Annotated in this window: 13 protein-coding genes; 8 read left to right on the forward strand and 5 right to left on the reverse strand. The window is 66.6% G+C overall.

From position 1 onward, the window contains the following. Positions 1 to 8 precede the first annotated feature (8 nt). Entirely contained in the window at positions 9 to 2,144 is a 2,136-nt protein-coding gene (locus tag LO787_RS02175) for a bifunctional rhamnulose-1-phosphate aldolase/short-chain dehydrogenase (RefSeq protein WP_232494248.1), read from the reverse strand. 99 nt (positions 2,145 to 2,243) lie between these two features. Between LO787_RS02175 and LO787_RS02180 the strand changes: the two genes are divergently transcribed. Next, positions 2,244 to 3,662, forward strand: a complete 1,419-nt coding sequence (locus LO787_RS02180) for an FGGY-family carbohydrate kinase (RefSeq protein WP_232494249.1) — start codon at positions 2,244 to 2,246, stop codon at positions 3,660 to 3,662. A 73-nt stretch (positions 3,663 to 3,735) separates the two neighbouring features. Further along, entirely contained in the window at positions 3,736 to 4,509 is a 774-nt protein-coding gene (locus tag LO787_RS02185; RefSeq protein WP_232494250.1) for a DeoR/GlpR family DNA-binding transcription regulator, read from the forward strand. Positions 4,510 to 4,567: 58 nt separating this feature from the next. On the opposite strand, the gene LO787_RS02190 is transcribed toward LO787_RS02185, so the two are convergent. From LO787_RS02190 to LO787_RS02200, 3 genes are all read right to left on the reverse strand, one after another. Continuing rightward, a complete protein-coding gene (locus LO787_RS02190) occupies positions 4,568 to 7,372 on the reverse strand; it encodes a TonB-dependent receptor (RefSeq protein WP_232494251.1) in 2,805 nt (934 codons plus the stop codon). A gap of 81 nt (positions 7,373 to 7,453) precedes the next feature. Then, positions 7,454 to 8,734, reverse strand: a complete 1,281-nt coding sequence (locus LO787_RS02195) for an MFS transporter (RefSeq protein ID WP_232494252.1) — start codon at positions 8,732 to 8,734, stop codon at positions 7,454 to 7,456. Further along, positions 8,731 to 9,897: a mandelate racemase/muconate lactonizing enzyme family protein gene (locus tag LO787_RS02200; RefSeq protein WP_232494253.1), complete on the reverse strand. Its 1,167-nt coding sequence runs from the start codon at positions 9,895 to 9,897 to the stop codon at positions 8,731 to 8,733. Before LO787_RS02200 ends, LO787_RS02195 begins: the two co-directional genes overlap by 4 nt. A 163-nt stretch (positions 9,898 to 10,060) precedes the next feature. On the opposite strand from LO787_RS02200, the gene LO787_RS02205 reads away from it, so the two are divergent. After that, complete coding sequence (locus LO787_RS02205; protein ID WP_232494254.1) at positions 10,061 to 10,804, forward strand: FadR/GntR family transcriptional regulator; 744 nt, start codon at positions 10,061 to 10,063, stop codon at positions 10,802 to 10,804. Between the two features lie 100 nt (positions 10,805 to 10,904). Here LO787_RS02205 and LO787_RS02210 read toward each other — a convergent pair whose 3' ends face one another. Then, positions 10,905 to 11,264 (reverse strand): L-rhamnose mutarotase, encoded by a 360-nt coding sequence (locus LO787_RS02210; protein WP_232494255.1) that lies wholly within the window; start codon positions 11,262 to 11,264, stop codon positions 10,905 to 10,907. A gap of 76 nt (positions 11,265 to 11,340) precedes the next feature. Here LO787_RS02210 and LO787_RS02215 point away from each other — a divergent pair, with 76 nt between their 5' ends. Genes LO787_RS02215 through LO787_RS02235 form a run of 5 tightly spaced genes read left to right on the forward strand, consistent with a single transcriptional unit; the run spans position 11,341 to position 16,352 of the window. Further along, positions 11,341 to 12,519: an aldose 1-epimerase family protein gene (locus LO787_RS02215; RefSeq protein WP_232494256.1), complete on the forward strand. Its 1,179-nt coding sequence runs from the start codon at positions 11,341 to 11,343 to the stop codon at positions 12,517 to 12,519. Next, the gene (locus LO787_RS02220) at positions 12,516 to 13,262 is read left to right on the forward strand and encodes an SDR family NAD(P)-dependent oxidoreductase (RefSeq protein ID WP_232494257.1); all 747 of its coding nucleotides are present in this window, start codon (positions 12,516 to 12,518) and stop codon (positions 13,260 to 13,262) included. The genes LO787_RS02215 and LO787_RS02220 overlap by 4 nt, the downstream gene beginning before the upstream one ends. 14 nt (positions 13,263 to 13,276) lie before the next feature. Next, the gene (locus tag LO787_RS02225; protein ID WP_232494258.1) at positions 13,277 to 14,467 is read left to right on the forward strand and encodes a CaiB/BaiF CoA transferase family protein; all 1,191 of its coding nucleotides are present in this window, start codon (positions 13,277 to 13,279) and stop codon (positions 14,465 to 14,467) included. After that, positions 14,464 to 15,585: a type 2 periplasmic-binding domain-containing protein gene (locus LO787_RS02230; RefSeq protein ID WP_232494259.1), complete on the forward strand. Its 1,122-nt coding sequence runs from the start codon at positions 14,464 to 14,466 to the stop codon at positions 15,583 to 15,585. The genes LO787_RS02225 and LO787_RS02230 overlap by 4 nt, the downstream gene beginning before the upstream one ends. Continuing rightward, positions 15,582 to 16,352 carry an enoyl-CoA hydratase/isomerase family protein gene (locus tag LO787_RS02235; protein WP_232494260.1) on the forward strand — a complete coding sequence of 257 codons (771 nt, stop codon included), beginning with the start codon at positions 15,582 to 15,584 and terminating at the stop codon, positions 16,350 to 16,352. Before LO787_RS02230 ends, LO787_RS02235 begins: the two co-directional genes overlap by 4 nt. The last annotated feature ends 3 nt before the right edge of the window (positions 16,353 to 16,355 follow it).

Raw genomic sequence — 16,355 nt, forward strand, 5'->3', positions numbered from 1 at the left:
CCGTATTCTTATCGCGCGAACGCCTGCGCGTTGCCCGCATCGACGTTTATCATGTTGCCGGTCGACTTGGCGGACTGGTCGCCCGCGAGGAAGTAGACGGCCTCGGCGATGTCGGCGGGCAGCACGTCGCGCTTCAGCATCGAACGCTGGCGGTAGTGCTCCTCCAGTTCCTTGCCGGAGTCGATCCCGTGGGCGCCCGCGCGCTCCTTGCGCCAGTCGCCGTCCCAGATGCGGCTGCCCTTGATGACGGCATCGGGGTTGACGACGTTGACGCGGATGCCGTGGGCTGCACCTTCCAGCGCAAGGCAGCGCGCAAGGTGGTTCGCCGCCGCCTTGGCCGAGGCATAGGCGCTGGCGTTGGTCGCCGCGGCAACGCCGTTCTTCGAGCCGATGAAGACCACCGAAGTGCCGCCCTGCTCCTTCATCCCCTTGAGCAGCGGCCATGCGGCGCGGCTGGTGAGGAAGTAGCCCTGCGCGAGCACGTCGTAGTTGCGGTTCCACAATTCGATCGTGGTCTCCTCGATCGGCGCGGACGATGCGATGCCCGCATTGGCGACGAGGATATCGAGCCCACCGAATTCGCGCGCGGCGGCGGCGAAGGCGTCGGCCACCTGCGCCTCGTCGGTGACGTCGCAGGTCACCGCGCGCACCACGTCCTTGCCGAACTGCCCGGCGAAACCGGCGCGGACTTCCTCGACCGCGCCCTCGTCACGGTCGGCGAGCATGACGCAGGCGCCGTCCGCCATGAGCCGCGCCGCCGTCGCCGCACCGATGCCGCCCGCGCCGCCGGTGACGAGCGCCACCCGGCCGACCAGCGGCTTGGGAACGGGCATGCGCTGGAGCTTGGCTTCCTCGAGCAGCCAGTACTCGATGTCGAACGCCTCCTGCTCGTCGAGCGCGATGTAGTCGCCGATCGCCTCGGCGCCGCGCATGACGTTGATGGCATTGCCGTAGAACTCACCGGCGAGGCGCGCGGTGGTCTTGTCGGTCGCGAAAGTGATGCGACCTACCCCCGGAACGAGCACGACGACCGGGTTCGGATCGCGCATCGCCGGAGAGTTCTCGCGGCGGCACCGCTGGTAGTACTCGGCGTACATCTGGCGGTAGTCGGTCACCTTCTGTGCGATGTAGGTGTCGTTCAGTACCTGCGCCGGATCGAGCGTCAACGGCGCGATCTTCGTGCGGAGGAAGTGATCGGGGCAGGACGTGCCTAGACCCGCAAGTCTTTCGAAATCAACGGAATTGACGAACTCCAGCGCCTCCGCGTCATCCGAAAAATGGCCGACCTTACGCCGCGCTCCCGTCATCGACGAGCGCAGGCGCGGCATAAGGTCGGCAGCGATGGCGGCGCGCTCCCTGGAGGATGTGTCATTGGAGAAGGAGACGCCACCGAACGCCGGTTTCCCGGCGAGCTTCGAATTCAGATGTTCCGCCGCATCGGCGATGAGCGCGATGGTATGTTCGTAGCAGGATTTCGCACTGTCGCCCCAGCAGATGATGCCGTGGCCCGCGAGCATAACCCCTTCAAGATGCCGGTTTTTCGCCACGTAGTCACGCAACTGGACGCCCAGCGTGTAGCCTGGGCGCTTCCACCCCAGCCAGCCGATCCGCCCGCCCCAGATCGCCTGCGTCGCCGCCTCTCCGCCCGAACTTGCGGCGAGCGCGATGATTGCATCTGGGTGAACATGATCGACATGCGCGAACGGCAGCAGCGAGTGCAGCGGCGTATCGATCGACGCCGCCCGCCCGTTCAGGTTGAAGGTGCAATGCGGCAGGTAGCCGACCATCTTGTCGTCGTCGTCAGGTCCGCCATAGTGCGCTTCGAGGGAGAGCAGCTTGTGCTGGTAGAGCGTCGCAAAACCGTCGATCTTCATCGATCCGATGTCGCCGCCCGATCCCTTGACCCACAGGACTTCGACCTTTTCGCCGGTCAGCGGGTCGATTTCCTCCAGCTTCGCGGAGGTGTTGCCGCCGCCGAAATTGGTGACCGTCAGGTCCGATCCCAGCAGGTTGGAGCGGTACAGCAGCAGTTCGGCCGGGGAGAGCGTCGCGGCGAGCGAGTCGTCCCAGCGGCTGCCCGGCACGGCAAAGGTGAGTGCGGGGCCGGCGGCCGATTTCGGCGCGGGAGCGGTGATCGTATCCATGGGCACCCTCTAACATTCCCTCTTTTCACGTTCAATCTGATTCGATACTAAACAATCATATTCAATCACACAACACCACGAATGAACGTGGCGGAGAGTATGACGGGAACAGGCGCCTTCATCGTCGTCGATATCGGCAAGACCCTGAGCAAGGTGACGCTCTGGACGCGCGGCGGGCGCATGCTTGACCGTCAGGTGCGACCCAACGCGCCTTGCGAGAAGGACGGCGTGCGCTGCCTCGACGCGGAGGGCACCGGCCGCTGGCTGCGCGCGACGCTGCGCGGCTGGTCGGGGCATCCGGTCGAGGCGATCATCCCGGTGGCGCACGGCGCGGGCTTCGCGGCAGTGGATCAGGACGGCCTGCTGTTCGCCCCGCTGGACTACGAGCAACCGATCCCCGCCGATGTCGTCGCCGCCTATCGGGCGGAGCGCGATGCCTTCGCGGTCACCGGCTCCCCCGCCCTGCCCGACGGGCTCAACCTCGGCGCGCAGATCTGGTGGATGGCGCAGCGCCATCCGGAAGCCATGGCGCGCGCCACGCTGCTCCCCTGGGCGCAATACTGGGCCTGGTTCCTGACCGGCCGCGCCGTGAGCGAGGTGACCAGCCTCGGCTGTCACACCGACCTCTGGGCACCCGGAGAGGCGCGCTTCTCGCCGATGGCGCAGCGCCTCGGCTGGGCGGAGCGGTTCGCGCCGGTGGTGAGCGCGAGCGATGTCGTGGGCACCCTGCGACCGGATATCGTGCGGGAAACCGGGCTTCCTGCTACCACCAAGGTACTGGCAGGGCTGCACGATTCCAACGCCGCCCTGCTCGCTGCGCGCGGCTTTGCGGAGATCGCGCGCAAGGAAGCGACGATCCTCTCGACCGGGACGTGGTTCATCTCGATGCGGCTGGCGGCGGAAGCGACCTCCACCGCCGACCTGCCCGAAGCGCGCGACACGCTCGTCAACGTCGACGCCTATGGCTGGCCGGTGCCTTCGGCGCGGTTCATGGGCGGGCGCGAAATCGAGAGCGTGATCCAGCTCGATACCCGCCGCGTGGATATCAGGCCGGATCAGCCGAAGCTCATGGAAGCGGTGCCCACGCTGCTGGAACGCGGCACGATGATGCTGCCCACGCTGGCCCCCGGCTTCGGTCCCTTCCCCCATGGCGAGGCGCGCTGGCTGGATGCTCCCGCGGAGTGGGCGGGTACGTGGTATGCGCGGCGCGCGGGGATCTGCCTCTACGCGGCGCTGGTGGCCGATACCGCGCTGGACCTCATCGGATCGAAGGAGCGCCTGCTGATCGAGGGGCGCTTCGCCGAGGCGGAAGTCTTCGTCCGCGCCCTCGCCGCGCTGCGCCCGGAGACCGAGGTCTTCGTCGCCAATGCGCACAACGACGTGTCGTTCGGCGCGCTGCGGCTGGTCAATCCGCTGCTCAAGGCGAATGGCGGGCTGCGGCGCGTGGAGCCGCTCGACGGCGATCTCCATGCCTACCGCGCGAAGTGGCACGAGGCGGTCATGAGCGTGCCGGCCTGACTTTTTGATCGCAGATGATGGATTCTGATCGAATTCCGGTCCATAGGCGGTTCCATCAAGCAGAAGGACCGCAATGCATTCGACCGAGCGTGAACGCCTGATCCTCGAAGCGGTGAGCGACACCGGCTTCGTCAGCTACCGCGCGCTCGAAGCGCAGCTGGACGCCTCTCCCGCGACGATCCGGCGCGACCTGACCCGGCTGGAGGAAGCAGGCCACATCCTGCGCGTCCACGGCGGCGCCCGTTTGCCGGAGGACCGCCCCGCCCCGCAGCAGGGCCTGTCGGGCACGCCGTTCGAACAGTCGATCATGCTCAACCTGCCCGCCAAGCAAGCCATCGGCCGCGCCGCCGCAGCGCTCTGCCATCCCGGCGAGGGGATCATGATCGACGGCGGCACCACCACGCTCCAGATGTGCCCGCATCTCGCGGGGCTGGAATGCCAGGTGCTGACCAATTCGCTGTACATCGTCGATGCCCTGCTTCCACAGGCGGGGACGCGGGTGCTGCTGCCCTCGGGCACGGTTTTCCGGGAGCAGAACATCATCCTCGCCCCCGCCGGGGAGGAATCGATGCCCCGCTTCCACGCGCCCAAGCTGTTCATGGGCGCGGCTGCCGTGGGCCCGCAGGGAGTGATGCAGCAGGACGTCATCCTCGTCGCTGCCGAGCGACGCTTCATGGACAGGGCGGAGGAAGTGGTTCTCTTGGTGGACAGCACCAAGTTCACCTCCTCCTCCGGCGCGATCGTCTGCGGTCTGGAGGAGATCGGCACCGTCGTGACCGATGCAGGCATCCCGCCCGCCATGGCCGAACGCCTGCGCGCGCTGGGCGTCAGGCTCGTCATCGTCTGACCGACGGAAAGGCCGGGAGCATTGAAGCTCCCGGCCATCCCCCGCCAGAAACGCCCGGTCAGAAGCGGACCCGGACACCGCCGGAGAAGCGGCGACCGGTCTTGCGGTACTCCTTGGTGCGGTCCTCGCTCACGGAGTAGATGAACTCCTTGGCGTTGTTGAGGTTGAGCGCGTCCGCGAAGATCGTGAACTCCGGCGTCACCTCGTAGGACAGGCCCGCGTCGAGCTGGCCGTAGGCGTCGAAGTACTCAGGTTCGCCGTTGCGGCCCGAGGCGACCTGCAGGAAGTTGTCGCGCCAGGTATAGGCCACGCGCGCCTGCACGCCGTACTTCTCGTAGAACCCGACGAGGCTGTACGAGGTCTTCGAAAGCCCCTCCAGCCCGTAGGACACGCCCGCGACCTGGTTGGTGTAGTTGGCGTTCGACTTCGTGTAGTTGAAGCTCGTCTGCACGCCGAGCCCGTCGAACGGCGACGGCAGGCTGGTGAAGGCCTGACGATAGCCGAGTTCGAAGCCCTTCACCGTCGCGCCTTTGCCGTTGTCCGGCACGGTCACCTGGAAGGTCACCTGATCGACCAGCTGCGGCGTCGTCACCAGCGTCACGAACGAGTCGATCTTCTTGTAGAACGCAGCGGCGGACAGCAGCGAGTTGCCGGTGAAGTACCACTCCACACCCGCTTCGATCTGCTTGGCGCGGAACGGCTGGAGGTCCGGGTTGCCGCGGCTGATCGTCTCGTTACCGGGGTTCGTCTGGATCGACTGACGCGGCGAGAGGTCGGTCAGCGTCGGACGCGTCATGACCTTGGATGCTGCAAGGCGCAACAACAGGTCGTTGGTCACCTCCAGCTTGACGTTCAGCGACGGCAGCCAGTCGTCGTACTTGCCACGGAACCCCACCGGCACGACCGGCGAGACGACGATATCGTTCTGCCCGGTCGGATTGCCGTTGGCATCCACGCGGCGAACCGCGCTGAGGATCGTGCGCGACGCACCGGTCGAGGTGTAGTCGGTATTCTCGTACCGCAGGCCGGCGTTGATCGTCAGCGGCATCGACCCCAGCGCCGTTTCGAAGTTCGCCATGATGTAGGCGATCTTGACCTTCTCATCGATCACCGAGGAAGCGGAAGGCGAGAAGACGGCCGGATTGAAGGCGCGACCATCCTGAGCCGCGAACTGGTCCACGGTCTGCACAAGCTTCAGCGGATCGTAGATCAACCAGTCGCGGATGATGTTGCTCGGCCCTCCGCCCTGGAAGAAGTTGCGGTTGGTCGAACTAAACAGCGATGTCGGCAGGACGCGATCGGAGCCGCAATAGGCGCACTGCTCACCGAACGGCATTTCGTCGCCGGTCAGCGTCTTCTTGCGGTTGGCAATCATGCCGCCGACGAAAAACGTCAGGTTGGAAGTGGCATTCCATTCGGCATCAGCGCGATATTCGCCGATCTTGTCGTCCACATCGGTACCGCCGCCCCAGATGTAATAGTGCGCGGTGATACCCTGCGGATTCGTGGCGGCATTCGGATAATTGGGGCTGGTGAAGCCGTAATCGTAGATGGGGCTGTCCGACCGCCGGTCATAGAACAGATCGACGTTCTTGCGCCGGATGGTCGTGAAGAGGTTGTTCTCCTTGCCCCGACGCTCCGCCTTCGAGCGCGAGACATCGAGCCGCAGCTTGAACGTATCGACCGGCTTCCATTCGACGTTCGCGCCGAACTGGTTGGTCATGACGTTGCGCTGGTCGTACTGGATGATCTGATCGACGAACCCGCCCTGGATCCGCTGGTAGGCCACCTCCCCACCGGTCTGCACGCCGTTGACGACGCTGCCGCCCTCCACGATCTGCTCCACGATGCGGCCACCGGCGAAATCGTATGCAAGGCCGGTCTGCTGCTCGGTGAACTTCGCCTTCGAATAGAGGCCATCCACTGAGATCGTCAGCGTGTCGGTCGGGCGGAACTGGACCGAACCGGAGAAGCCGTAGCGTTCCAGATTACGCTCGAAGAAGAACGGCGACAGGTTTGACGGCATGTCGACCTGTGTGAACGGAGTCACGCCGGGGCCGACACGGCCGAAGAAGTACTCGTTGGAAGGACGACCAGCCGCTGGGTCCGCCGCCAGACTGCCGCGCTTCACATGGCCCGCGCCGATGGTGAACTCGTCATTGCGGGTGTCGCGCTTGGTGTAGACCGCCGAGAGCGAGACACCGAAGGTCTTGTCGGCATTGCGCCAGGAGGCGACGCCCGAGACTTCGGGATTGAACTTGTCGGCCAACTCCGCCCACATCTGTCCGGCAGACGCGGCGAAGGCGAACTGGTCCTTCTGGTCGATGGCCCGCAGGGTCTTCACATCCACGGTCGCGCCGATCGAGGAGCCGTTGATGTTGGCCTGCGGCGACTTGTAGACGTCGGCGCCGGCGATGATCTCGGACGGCATGACGTCGAACGAGAACTCGCGACCGTTGTTGTCGGTGGCAAGCGTGCGGCCGTTGACAGTCACCGCGTTGAACTTCGGACCGAAGCCGCGAACGGTGATGTAGCGGCCCTCGCCGCGGTTACGCTCAATGGTGACGCCCGCGATGCGCTGGAGCGATTCCGCGACGTTCTGGTCGGGCAGCTTGCCCAGATCCTCGGCGACGATCGAGTCCACCACCGCGATGGAATCGCGCTTGATGTCGATCGAGGCCTTCTGGCTGGCGCGGATGCCGGCGACGATGATGACGTTCTCAGCGTCCGCGGCTTCCGAAGCCCCCGCTTCGGTGCCCGTCGTTTCCTGCGCCTGCGCGCTGGTTGCCAGCGCTAGCACCGATACTGCCGAAACGAGCAGCGCTGTCCTGGCCGCGCTGTGAAGCCTTCCCTCCTTAGGCATTTCGACTCTCCCTCAAATTTCTTTGCGAGCGTTATGACCCGCCAAAGATCGCATGTCAAACTACATCATACGTATTATGAATTATCGGACGGATTTGATCGGCAGCACGCAGAGCGCCGATCCGAACACGAAGATCACGGCCGCAATGAAGATCGCGCGGTAGTCTCCGGCGAAGAGGCTCAGCAGCACCGCCGCCATGATCGGGCTGATGATCTGCGGGATGTTCACGGCGGTGGTCAGCACGCCGAGATCCTTGCCCTCGTCCCCCAACGCGGCCTTGGGCAGCACCTGCGTCATCAGCGCCATGTCGATGGACATGAACATGCCGTAGCCGATGCCGATGACGGCGGCGTAGACCCACATCCCGGTCATCGAAGGCGCCACCAGCGGCGCGACCATCGCCGCACCCATGATGAGGCTGCCGCCGATCACGAAGGGCTTGCGCCGCTGCCAGCGGTCGGACAGCCAGCCCGAAACGAGCGAGGACACGACGAGGCACACCAGCGTCACCACCGCGAGGTTGGCGATGGCCACGTTCGAGGCATCGTCGCCCAGCCCGATGTAGTCGCGCAGGATGTAGAGCAGGTAGGCCGCGACTGCCTGGTAGCCCATGTAGATGGTGAAACGGCTCGCGAAGGCCCAGGCGAAATCGGGATGCTCGCGCGGGCTGATCCAGAAGCTTTTCAGGAACGCGCCCCAGTGGATCGGGCGATGCGGCTGCGCGTCGCTCGGCGGCTCGCGGTTGAGGACCACGAAGGCGACGCACGACGCGGCGATGGCGCCTGCGAAGAGGCCGTAGGCCAGCACCCGCTCCGAGGCGAGATAGCCTGCGACCACCGTGCCCGCCGTCAGCCCCGCCGTCATGCCCGCACCGACGATGCCGGACACGCTCCCGCGCGTTTCGGGCGCGAAACGGTCGGCGATCAACGTCGTCATCGCGGGCTGCATCGAGTTGTAGGCAACCGCCGCCATCACCCACAGCACCATCAGCGACCAGAACCCGGTCGTCCACGAAACGCCGAACAGGCTTGCCGAACCGATCAGCGAGCCGATGGCGATCCACGGCGCGCGCCGACCCCAGCGGCTGCGCGTCCGGTCGGACAGCGCGCCAGCGATGGGCGTCGCCAGCGTCGAGAAGATCGAGGTGATCGCGAAGAGCAGCGCGAGGTTGTTCTCCTTCGATGCGGGCGAGAGTTCGGCGATCTGGTTGGGCAGCAGCACGCCCAGAACGCCGCTATAGAGCGCCATCAGCAGGAAGAAGTTGACCATCAGCGAGAGTTGCAGCCGCCAGCGCGTCGCGCCGTCGACCCAGGCCTGCCCGCCGGTGCCCGTCTCGGAGCCGCTCACGGACCCGTGCATCATTCCGCCGCCCGCCCGGTTTCGACACGCGCTTCGGGAACAAGCCGCAGCCCCGCGCCTGCCGGACGGCGATGCGGGCCGCCGCGCTCGCCCCAGCCGATCGATGCGACCGACCGGGCGATCGCCGCCTCGTCGATCTCGATACCGAGGCCGGGGCGATCACCGAGCACGATGCCGCCATCGACGATCTGCTGGTCGACGTCGAAGCCGGTGGGAAACGCAAAGTCCTGCACCTCGATGCCAATCATGTTCGGCACCGCCGCCGCCGCATGGGCCACCGGGTTGGCGTTGTAGGCCACCGGCGAGACCGGCAGCGAGCGTGCGTGCGCCGCCATGGCGACACGCATGAAGTGCGTGATCCCCCATACGCTGCCCGCCTGCACGATATCGACCGCCTGCGCGTCAAGCAGCGGTGCGTACTGCTCAAGCCCCGTCAGGTTCTCTCCAGTCGCCACCGCCGTCGTCACCGCGCGGGAAATCTGGGCATGGCCCGTCGCATCCCAACGGCGCACCGGCTCCTCGATCCAGGTAAGGTCGAGGCACTTTTCGATCTCGGCAAGATGGCGGATCGCCTGCTTGGTGTTCCACGCCTCGTTCACGTCGAGCATCAGTGCGGGGCGCGTGGTGTTGCGCGAGAGGATGTCGCGCACCGTCTCCAGCCGCGCAATGTCACGGTCGAGATCGCGCCCGCCCTTGATCTTGGCGGCGGTGAAGCCGCGGTCGGCCCATTGCGTGTAGTGGTCCGCGAAGGCCTCTTCGCCAAGGCCATAGCACAGTCCCGAGGCGTAGCCCGCCACGTACCGGTCGCCCGCACCCAGCATGCGCCACAGAGGCTCTTCCGCCATCTTCGCCTTCAAGTCCCACAGCGCCATGTCGATGGCGGCGATGGTGCCGAAGGTCGCCCCGGCATGTCCACTCTTGAACACATGAGAGAGCATCGAATCGTATAGCGTGGAGACCCCGCGCGGATCGGCGCCGTCGACCGCCGGGAACAGCCGGTCGATTTCCCGATGCGAGCCGAGCCCGATGCCGGTCAACCCGCCGTCGGTTTCGAGCAGCAGCACGGGCACTTCGGTGATTCCCGATTCGACGATTCCATTGACGTCGCCAACGGGCCGTCGCCAGTCATGGAATGCGGTAAGGCTGCGGTAGCCTGTGATCTTCATCGGGAATCCTCTACCCCAAGCCTTGTCTGTAATTCATATTATGTATGATCTATGTCGTTTGACAAGCCTTGACGCGCCACGTCAAGTGGGTTCAGCGTGAATTAGGCGCAAACGATGCGCACCACCATGAACTGACACAGTGATTCAGGGGCGTAGAAAACACATGAACGATCGGGTCGTCGGCCTCGGAGCTCCCAGCCGCGTGCGGCGCAGACCGCGCCTTGCCGAAGCGGTGGTGGAGGAACTGGTCAACGCCATCGTCACCGAAGTCTACCCCGCCGGCAGCGCGCTCCCACCCGAGAACATGCTGTGCGAGCATTTCGGCGTCAGCCGCACCGTCGTGCGCGAGGCGACGACGGCGCTCACCGAAAAGGGCCTCGTCGTCTCGATGCAGGGGCGCGGCACCATCGTGCGCGAGCAGAACAATTGGAACCTGCTCGACCCGGTGATCCTTGCCGCGCTTTTCCGCAGCGAGGACGGGCTGGCCTATCTCGACAACCTGTCGGAAATCCGCTCCTCGCTGGAAGCTGCAATGGCGGGCAAGGCAGCGAAACGCGCCACGGCGGAGACCCGCGCCGAACTCAAGGCGCAGATCGAGAAGCTGGAAGGGCTGGTGGAGACTCCCGCCGCCTACGTGCATGAGGACGTGAACTTCCACGACGTCATCATGCGCATGTCGGGCGACCGGCTGAGCAAGGCGATCATCGACGGCATCCAGTCGCACGCGCTCAACACCCACGGCTACTCGGGCACCCTCAACGTCGAGCATGTCCGCAACACGCATGCCGCACACCGGAAGGTCTATCAGGCGATCGTGGACGGCGACGCCGAGGGCGCCTCGGCGGCCATGCGCGAGCATATCGAATCGTCCTGGACGCGCCGCCGGGCGCACGGGCCGCAGGGTTGAGGGCAACCTTGATCTAGCCCTCTGCTCTAACACCCGTCGCCCCCGCGCAGGCAGGGGCGACGGGGATTTGGGCGATCGCAGGTGACGGCGCCCAGCAAATTCACGGCTGCTTCGACAACGCGTAGATCTGCTCCATTTCTACCCACGTAGTATCCGGCGCAAAGGGCAGCGGCTGCTGGAAGGTGCGCATGAGCGCATCCCATGCCTGCACGTCCGGGTTCGCCGCATCGCGCGCCGCCTTACCCTCTGCATCGGCGGCCATGGCAGCGTCCTGCTCGATCATCATGAACATGCGGTCGCCCACCAGCCAGATCTGGAGATCGCGCACGCCATCCGCCCGAATCGCGTCCGTCACTGCCTGAGGCGGCCCGCCCGGCGCGTGCCATGCACGATAGCGGGCGATCATCTCCGGCTCGTTCACCAGATCCACGGCGAAGCACCGCCGGACGATTGCGTTCATTTCCCTCTCCCCGGTTGACGCCTCCCCCTCCCTTACGTATTCATCATACGTCTTACAAGATGGAGGGGAAGCAGGCATGGCCTTGCTCTATGGCGCGACGATGTCGAAAAGACACCTCGCCGAGCGTACCGGATCGCTGTCGCAGTTCGCCGGGGTCCGGCTGATGACGCTGGGCGACGGCGTGGAACGCGGCGTGCGCCTGCTGGAATTCCGCACCGGATCGGGCCTGCGCTTCACGGTGCTGGTCGACCGCGCGATGGACATCGCCGAGTGCGACCACGCAGGCCGCGCCGTCGGCTGGCACTCGCCCTCGGGCTTCCGCAACCCTGCCCTGCATGACTACGAGGGCGAAAGCGGCCTCGGCTGGTTCCGCTCGATGTCGGGCCTCAACATCACCTGCGGCCTCGACCACATCCTGTTCATGCACGACGATCCGGCTGGCCACTACAACTACGGCCCGCGCGAGGTCGTCTCGTCCTCGCTCCACGGCCGCGTCGGCACGATCCCGGCGCAGTTGACCGGCTACGGCGAGCAGTGGGAGGGCGATGCCTGCACCTTCTGGGCCGAGGGGATCGTGCGCCAGTCCACCGTTTTCGGCGAAGACCTGCACCTCATCCGCCGGATCGAGGCTACCCTTGGCGGCGATGAGATCCGCATGACCGACCGGGTGGTGAACCACGGCTTCTACACGACGCCGCACATGTTCTGCTACCACATCAACGTCGGCCACCCCGTCGTCGCCGAGGGCGCGCGCTACGTCGCCCCGGTGCGCGAGGTCCTGTGGGCCGCGCACGCCGACGACTACCAGAAGCAGGGCGTCGGCTACCGCACCCTGCCCGCGCCCATCGTCAACTTCCACGAACAGGTCTGGCAGCACGACATGGCTCCCGACGCCGAGGGCCGCGTCGAGGTGGCGCTGGTGAACGAGGCGCTGGGCTTCGGCTTCTCCGTCACCACCCGCAAGGACCAGTTCCCCTGCATGTTCGAGTGGCAGAACCTCCACGCGGGCCACTACGCGGTCGGCATCGAGCCCTCCACCAACCACGTTCTCGGCAAGGACTTCGCGCGGGATCGCGGCGAACTGATCCTGCTCGAACATGGCGAGGAGCGCCGCTACGACACCGTTCTGCGCGTGCTGCCCGATGCCGAGGCCGTCTCCGCCGCCGTGGCGCGGATCGAGGGCGTCGCGCTCCAGCCGCAGGAGGAATACCCCGCCCCCACCGGCAATTACCCCGCCATCGCAGGTGCCGCGTGAAGGGCCGCACCGTCCTCTACACCGGCGCGGCGGGCGGGCTCGGGCTCGACACCACATTGCTGCTGATCGAGCGCGGCGCGCATGTCATCGCCCTCGACAATGACGATGCGAAGATCGCGCGCCTCTCCGCCGCAGCGGCAGGAAAAGGCCCCGGCCGCCTCACCGTATCGCGCACGGACCTTGCCGACCTCACCGCCCTGCGCACCACGCTCGATGCCTTGATGGAGGAGCACGGCGGCATCGACGTCGTCATCAACAACGCGGCGGTCTATCCTTCGAAACCGTTCGAAGACTACACCGTCGAGGAGCACCAGTTCGTCCAGCGCATCAACGTCGATGCCGGGATCGTCGCAGTGCAGGCCGCGCTGCCGGGGATGCGCGCGAAGGGCTTCGGGCGGATCGTCAACGTATCGAGCATCACCATCTCGGGGGGCTGGGCTAACCTGTCCCCCTACGTCGCGTCCAAGGCCGCGCTGGTCGGCCTGACCCGTGCCTGGGCGCGCGAGTTCGGCCCCTGGGGCGTCACCGTCAACGCCATCGCGCCCGGCGCCTTCCCGACCGACGCCGAGAAGATCCACCCCGATCCCGAGGGCTACAACCGCATGGTCCTCGACGCGCAGAGCGTGAAACGGCGCGGCACCGCGTCCGACATCGCCCACGCCATCGCCTTCTTCGCCGCCGACGAGGCGGGTTTCATCACCGGACAGACGCTGCACGTAAACGGCGGCTGGACCATGTCCTGAAGGACCGTATTCGCATGACAATCCTCAACGGTATCCGCGTTCTCGACTGCTCGATCGCCATGGCCGGGCCGTTCGCCGCCCAGCGCCTCGGCGACATGGGCGCGGACGTGGTCAAGGTCGAGCCGACCAGCGGCGAATGGCAGCGCCATGCCTCCGCAGGCGGCGCGGTCGGCAACAGCATCAACGTCTCGTTTCTCTCGCTCAACCGCAACAAGCGCTCGCTGGCGATCGACCTCAAGTCGCCCGAGGGCAAGGCGGTGCTGCTCGATCTCGTGAAGGACGCCGACGTCTTCCTCCAGAACTACCGTCCCGGCGTGGCCGAGCGGCTCGGCGTCGATTATGCGACGCTGAGCGCTATCAATCCGCGCCTCGTCTACGTCTCGATGTCGGGCTACGGCGAGGACGGGCCGTACCGTATGCTGCCGGGGCAGGATCTGCTGCTTCAGGGCATGTCGGGCGCGATGCTATCGGCCGGAGCGGAAGGCGCGCCGCCCTCCCCGGCGGGCCAGTACCTCGTCGACGCCATCGCCGCCTACAGCGCCTTCGAGGGCGCGCTGGCCGCACTGTTCCACCGAGAGCGGACCGGCGAAGGGCAACTCGTGCAGGTCAACATGCTCGACGCGATCACCACGATCCAGATGCAGGAACTGTCGGTCTTCACCGTCGGCAACAAGCCGCAGGCCCGCTCCGCCGAGCCGCACGCCCACAGCTACATCCGCTCGCCCTACGGTGTGTTCCAGACGGCGGACGGCTACATGACGCTGGCGATGGCCCGCTTCGAGACGCTGGCGCGCGAACTCGACGATCCGTTCTTCGCCGGGATGGAAGAAGAGCGCGAGGGCTGGACCCAGCGCGACGCCATCTTCGCGCGCATCCGCGAGCACCTGATCCGCCAGCCCACCGCGCACTGGCTGGAGAAGTTCCGCGCCGCCGACATCTGGTGCGGCCCGGTCTACGGCTACGCCGACCTCGTCGAAGACCCGCAGATCAAGCACAACGGCACTTTCGTGGAATACGACCACCCGACCGAAGGCCGCGTGAAGGTGCCGGGCTTCCCGATCCGCTTCTCACGCACGCCGTCCGCCATCACGCGCGGCGCACCGCTGGTGGGCGAGCACAGCGAGGAAGTCCTGCGCGAGAGCGGCCGCAGCGCCGACGAGATCGCCCAGCTCATCGAATCCGGCGTGGTCCGCCAGCACGCATGAGCGGGATCCAGTATCGCGGCCTCACCTGGGACCACCCGCGCGGCTACCGTGCGCTCGAGGCGGCGGCAGAAGCCATCGCGCCTGCGCAGGGCCTGACGATCGCGTGGGACCGGCATCCGCTGGAGGGCTTCGAATCCCACCCCATCGCCGACCTTGCCGAGCGCTACGACCTCATCGTCCTCGACCATCCGCATGTGGGGGAGGCCGTCGCCCACGACTGCCTCGTGCCCGTGGAAGAAGTCATGGGCGAGGCCATGGTGGAGACGCTGGGCGCGGCGGCGATCGGGCCTTCGCTGGCCAGCTACCGCTATGCCGGACGCCACTGGGCGCTGCCGCTCGACGCCGCCAGCCAGGTCATGGCCTACGCGCCGGGCCGCGTGGATACGCCGCCGACGATGTGGGCGGAAGTGATCGATCTTGCCGCCCGTGCGCCCGTCGCCCTGTCGCTGTCCGGGCCGCATTCCGCGCTGACGTTCCAGTCCGTCGTGGCCTCGCTGCATGGTGCAGGAAGGCCGGATAACGCCTTCGTCGATCCCGAGATCGGCGCCGAGGCTTATGCGATCATGGCCGCGCTGACCGGCGAGGAAACGCGCGCTCGCGTCGGCCATAACCCCATCGCGCTGCTTGAGGCGCTGGCATCGGGCGAAGACCTGGCACTGGTGCCGCTCGTCTATGGCTACGTGAACTATGCGAAGCAGGGCGTCGCCTTCGCCGATGCACCGCGCGGTCCTGCAGGCATCGGCTCGATCCTCGGCGGAACCGGCATCGCCGTCTCGCGCCGCTGCAAGGTGACCGACGAACTGTGCGCGCACCTCGCCTGGCTGATGGGCGAAGAGGCGCAGCGCGGCTTCATTCCCGCCCATGAAGGCCAGCCAGCCCTGCGCAGCGCATGGGCCGACCCGGCGGTCGATGCCGAATGGGGCGGCTTCTACTCAGCCACCCGCGCCACGCTCGAAAATGCGGCGCTGCGCCCGCGCCACGACGGCGCCATCGCCTTCCAGACCGAAGCCTCCGCTCGCCTCCGCGAAGGACTGCTGAACCGCGAGCCTGCCGCGCGGGTGCTCGCCGATATCGAAGCCGCCTTCGCCCGCCACCACCAACAGGGAACCGAAACATGAGCGCCAACCTGCGCTTCGACATCGCCGCGCACATCGCCACCATCACGCTCGACCGCCCGGAAAAGCTCAACGCCATGACCCCGGACATGGCCGAGGCACTGGTCGCGGCAGTCTCCACCTGCAACACCTCCAACGACGTGCGCGTGGTCATCGTCACCGGCGCGGGCGAGAAGGCGTTCAGCGCGGGGTCGGACATCTCGACCCTCGACGCCTACGAAACGCCATGGGATTTCCGCAACCGGCAGGACTATTGCGACGCCCTGCGCGCCTGCCGCAAGCCGGTGATCGCGGCGGTCAACGGCTATGCGCTGGGCGGCGGGCTGGAGACGGCGATGGCCTGCGACATCCGCATCGCCTCGGCCAATGCCCGCTTCGCCGCGCCCGAGATCAAGCTCGGCTGGATCGGAGGTGGCGGCATGGCGGTCGGCCTGTCGCACTCCATCGGCATGTCGAACGCGGCGCTGATGCTCTACACCGGCGAGATGATCGACGCAGAGCGTGCCGCCGCATGGGGCCTCGTCAGCGAAGTCACTGCGCCCGAATCCCTGCTTCCCCGCGCCCGCGAGATCGCCGGACAGATAGCCGCCCGTGCGCCGATCGCGGCGGAAACCGCCAAACTCAACCTGCGCGCCGCGCACCAGATGCCCTACGAAAAGGCCATCGAGTACGAGCGTGACCTGCAAGCCATCTGCTTCGGCACCGCCGACGCCGCCGAGGGCCGCGCCGCCTTCGCCGAGCGCCGAGCGCCCGTGTTCCGGAGGCGCTGAACG

The sequence above is a fragment of the Novosphingobium kaempferiae genome, assembly GCF_021227995.1.
Lineage (GTDB): Bacteria > Pseudomonadota > Alphaproteobacteria > Sphingomonadales > Sphingomonadaceae > Novosphingobium > Novosphingobium kaempferiae.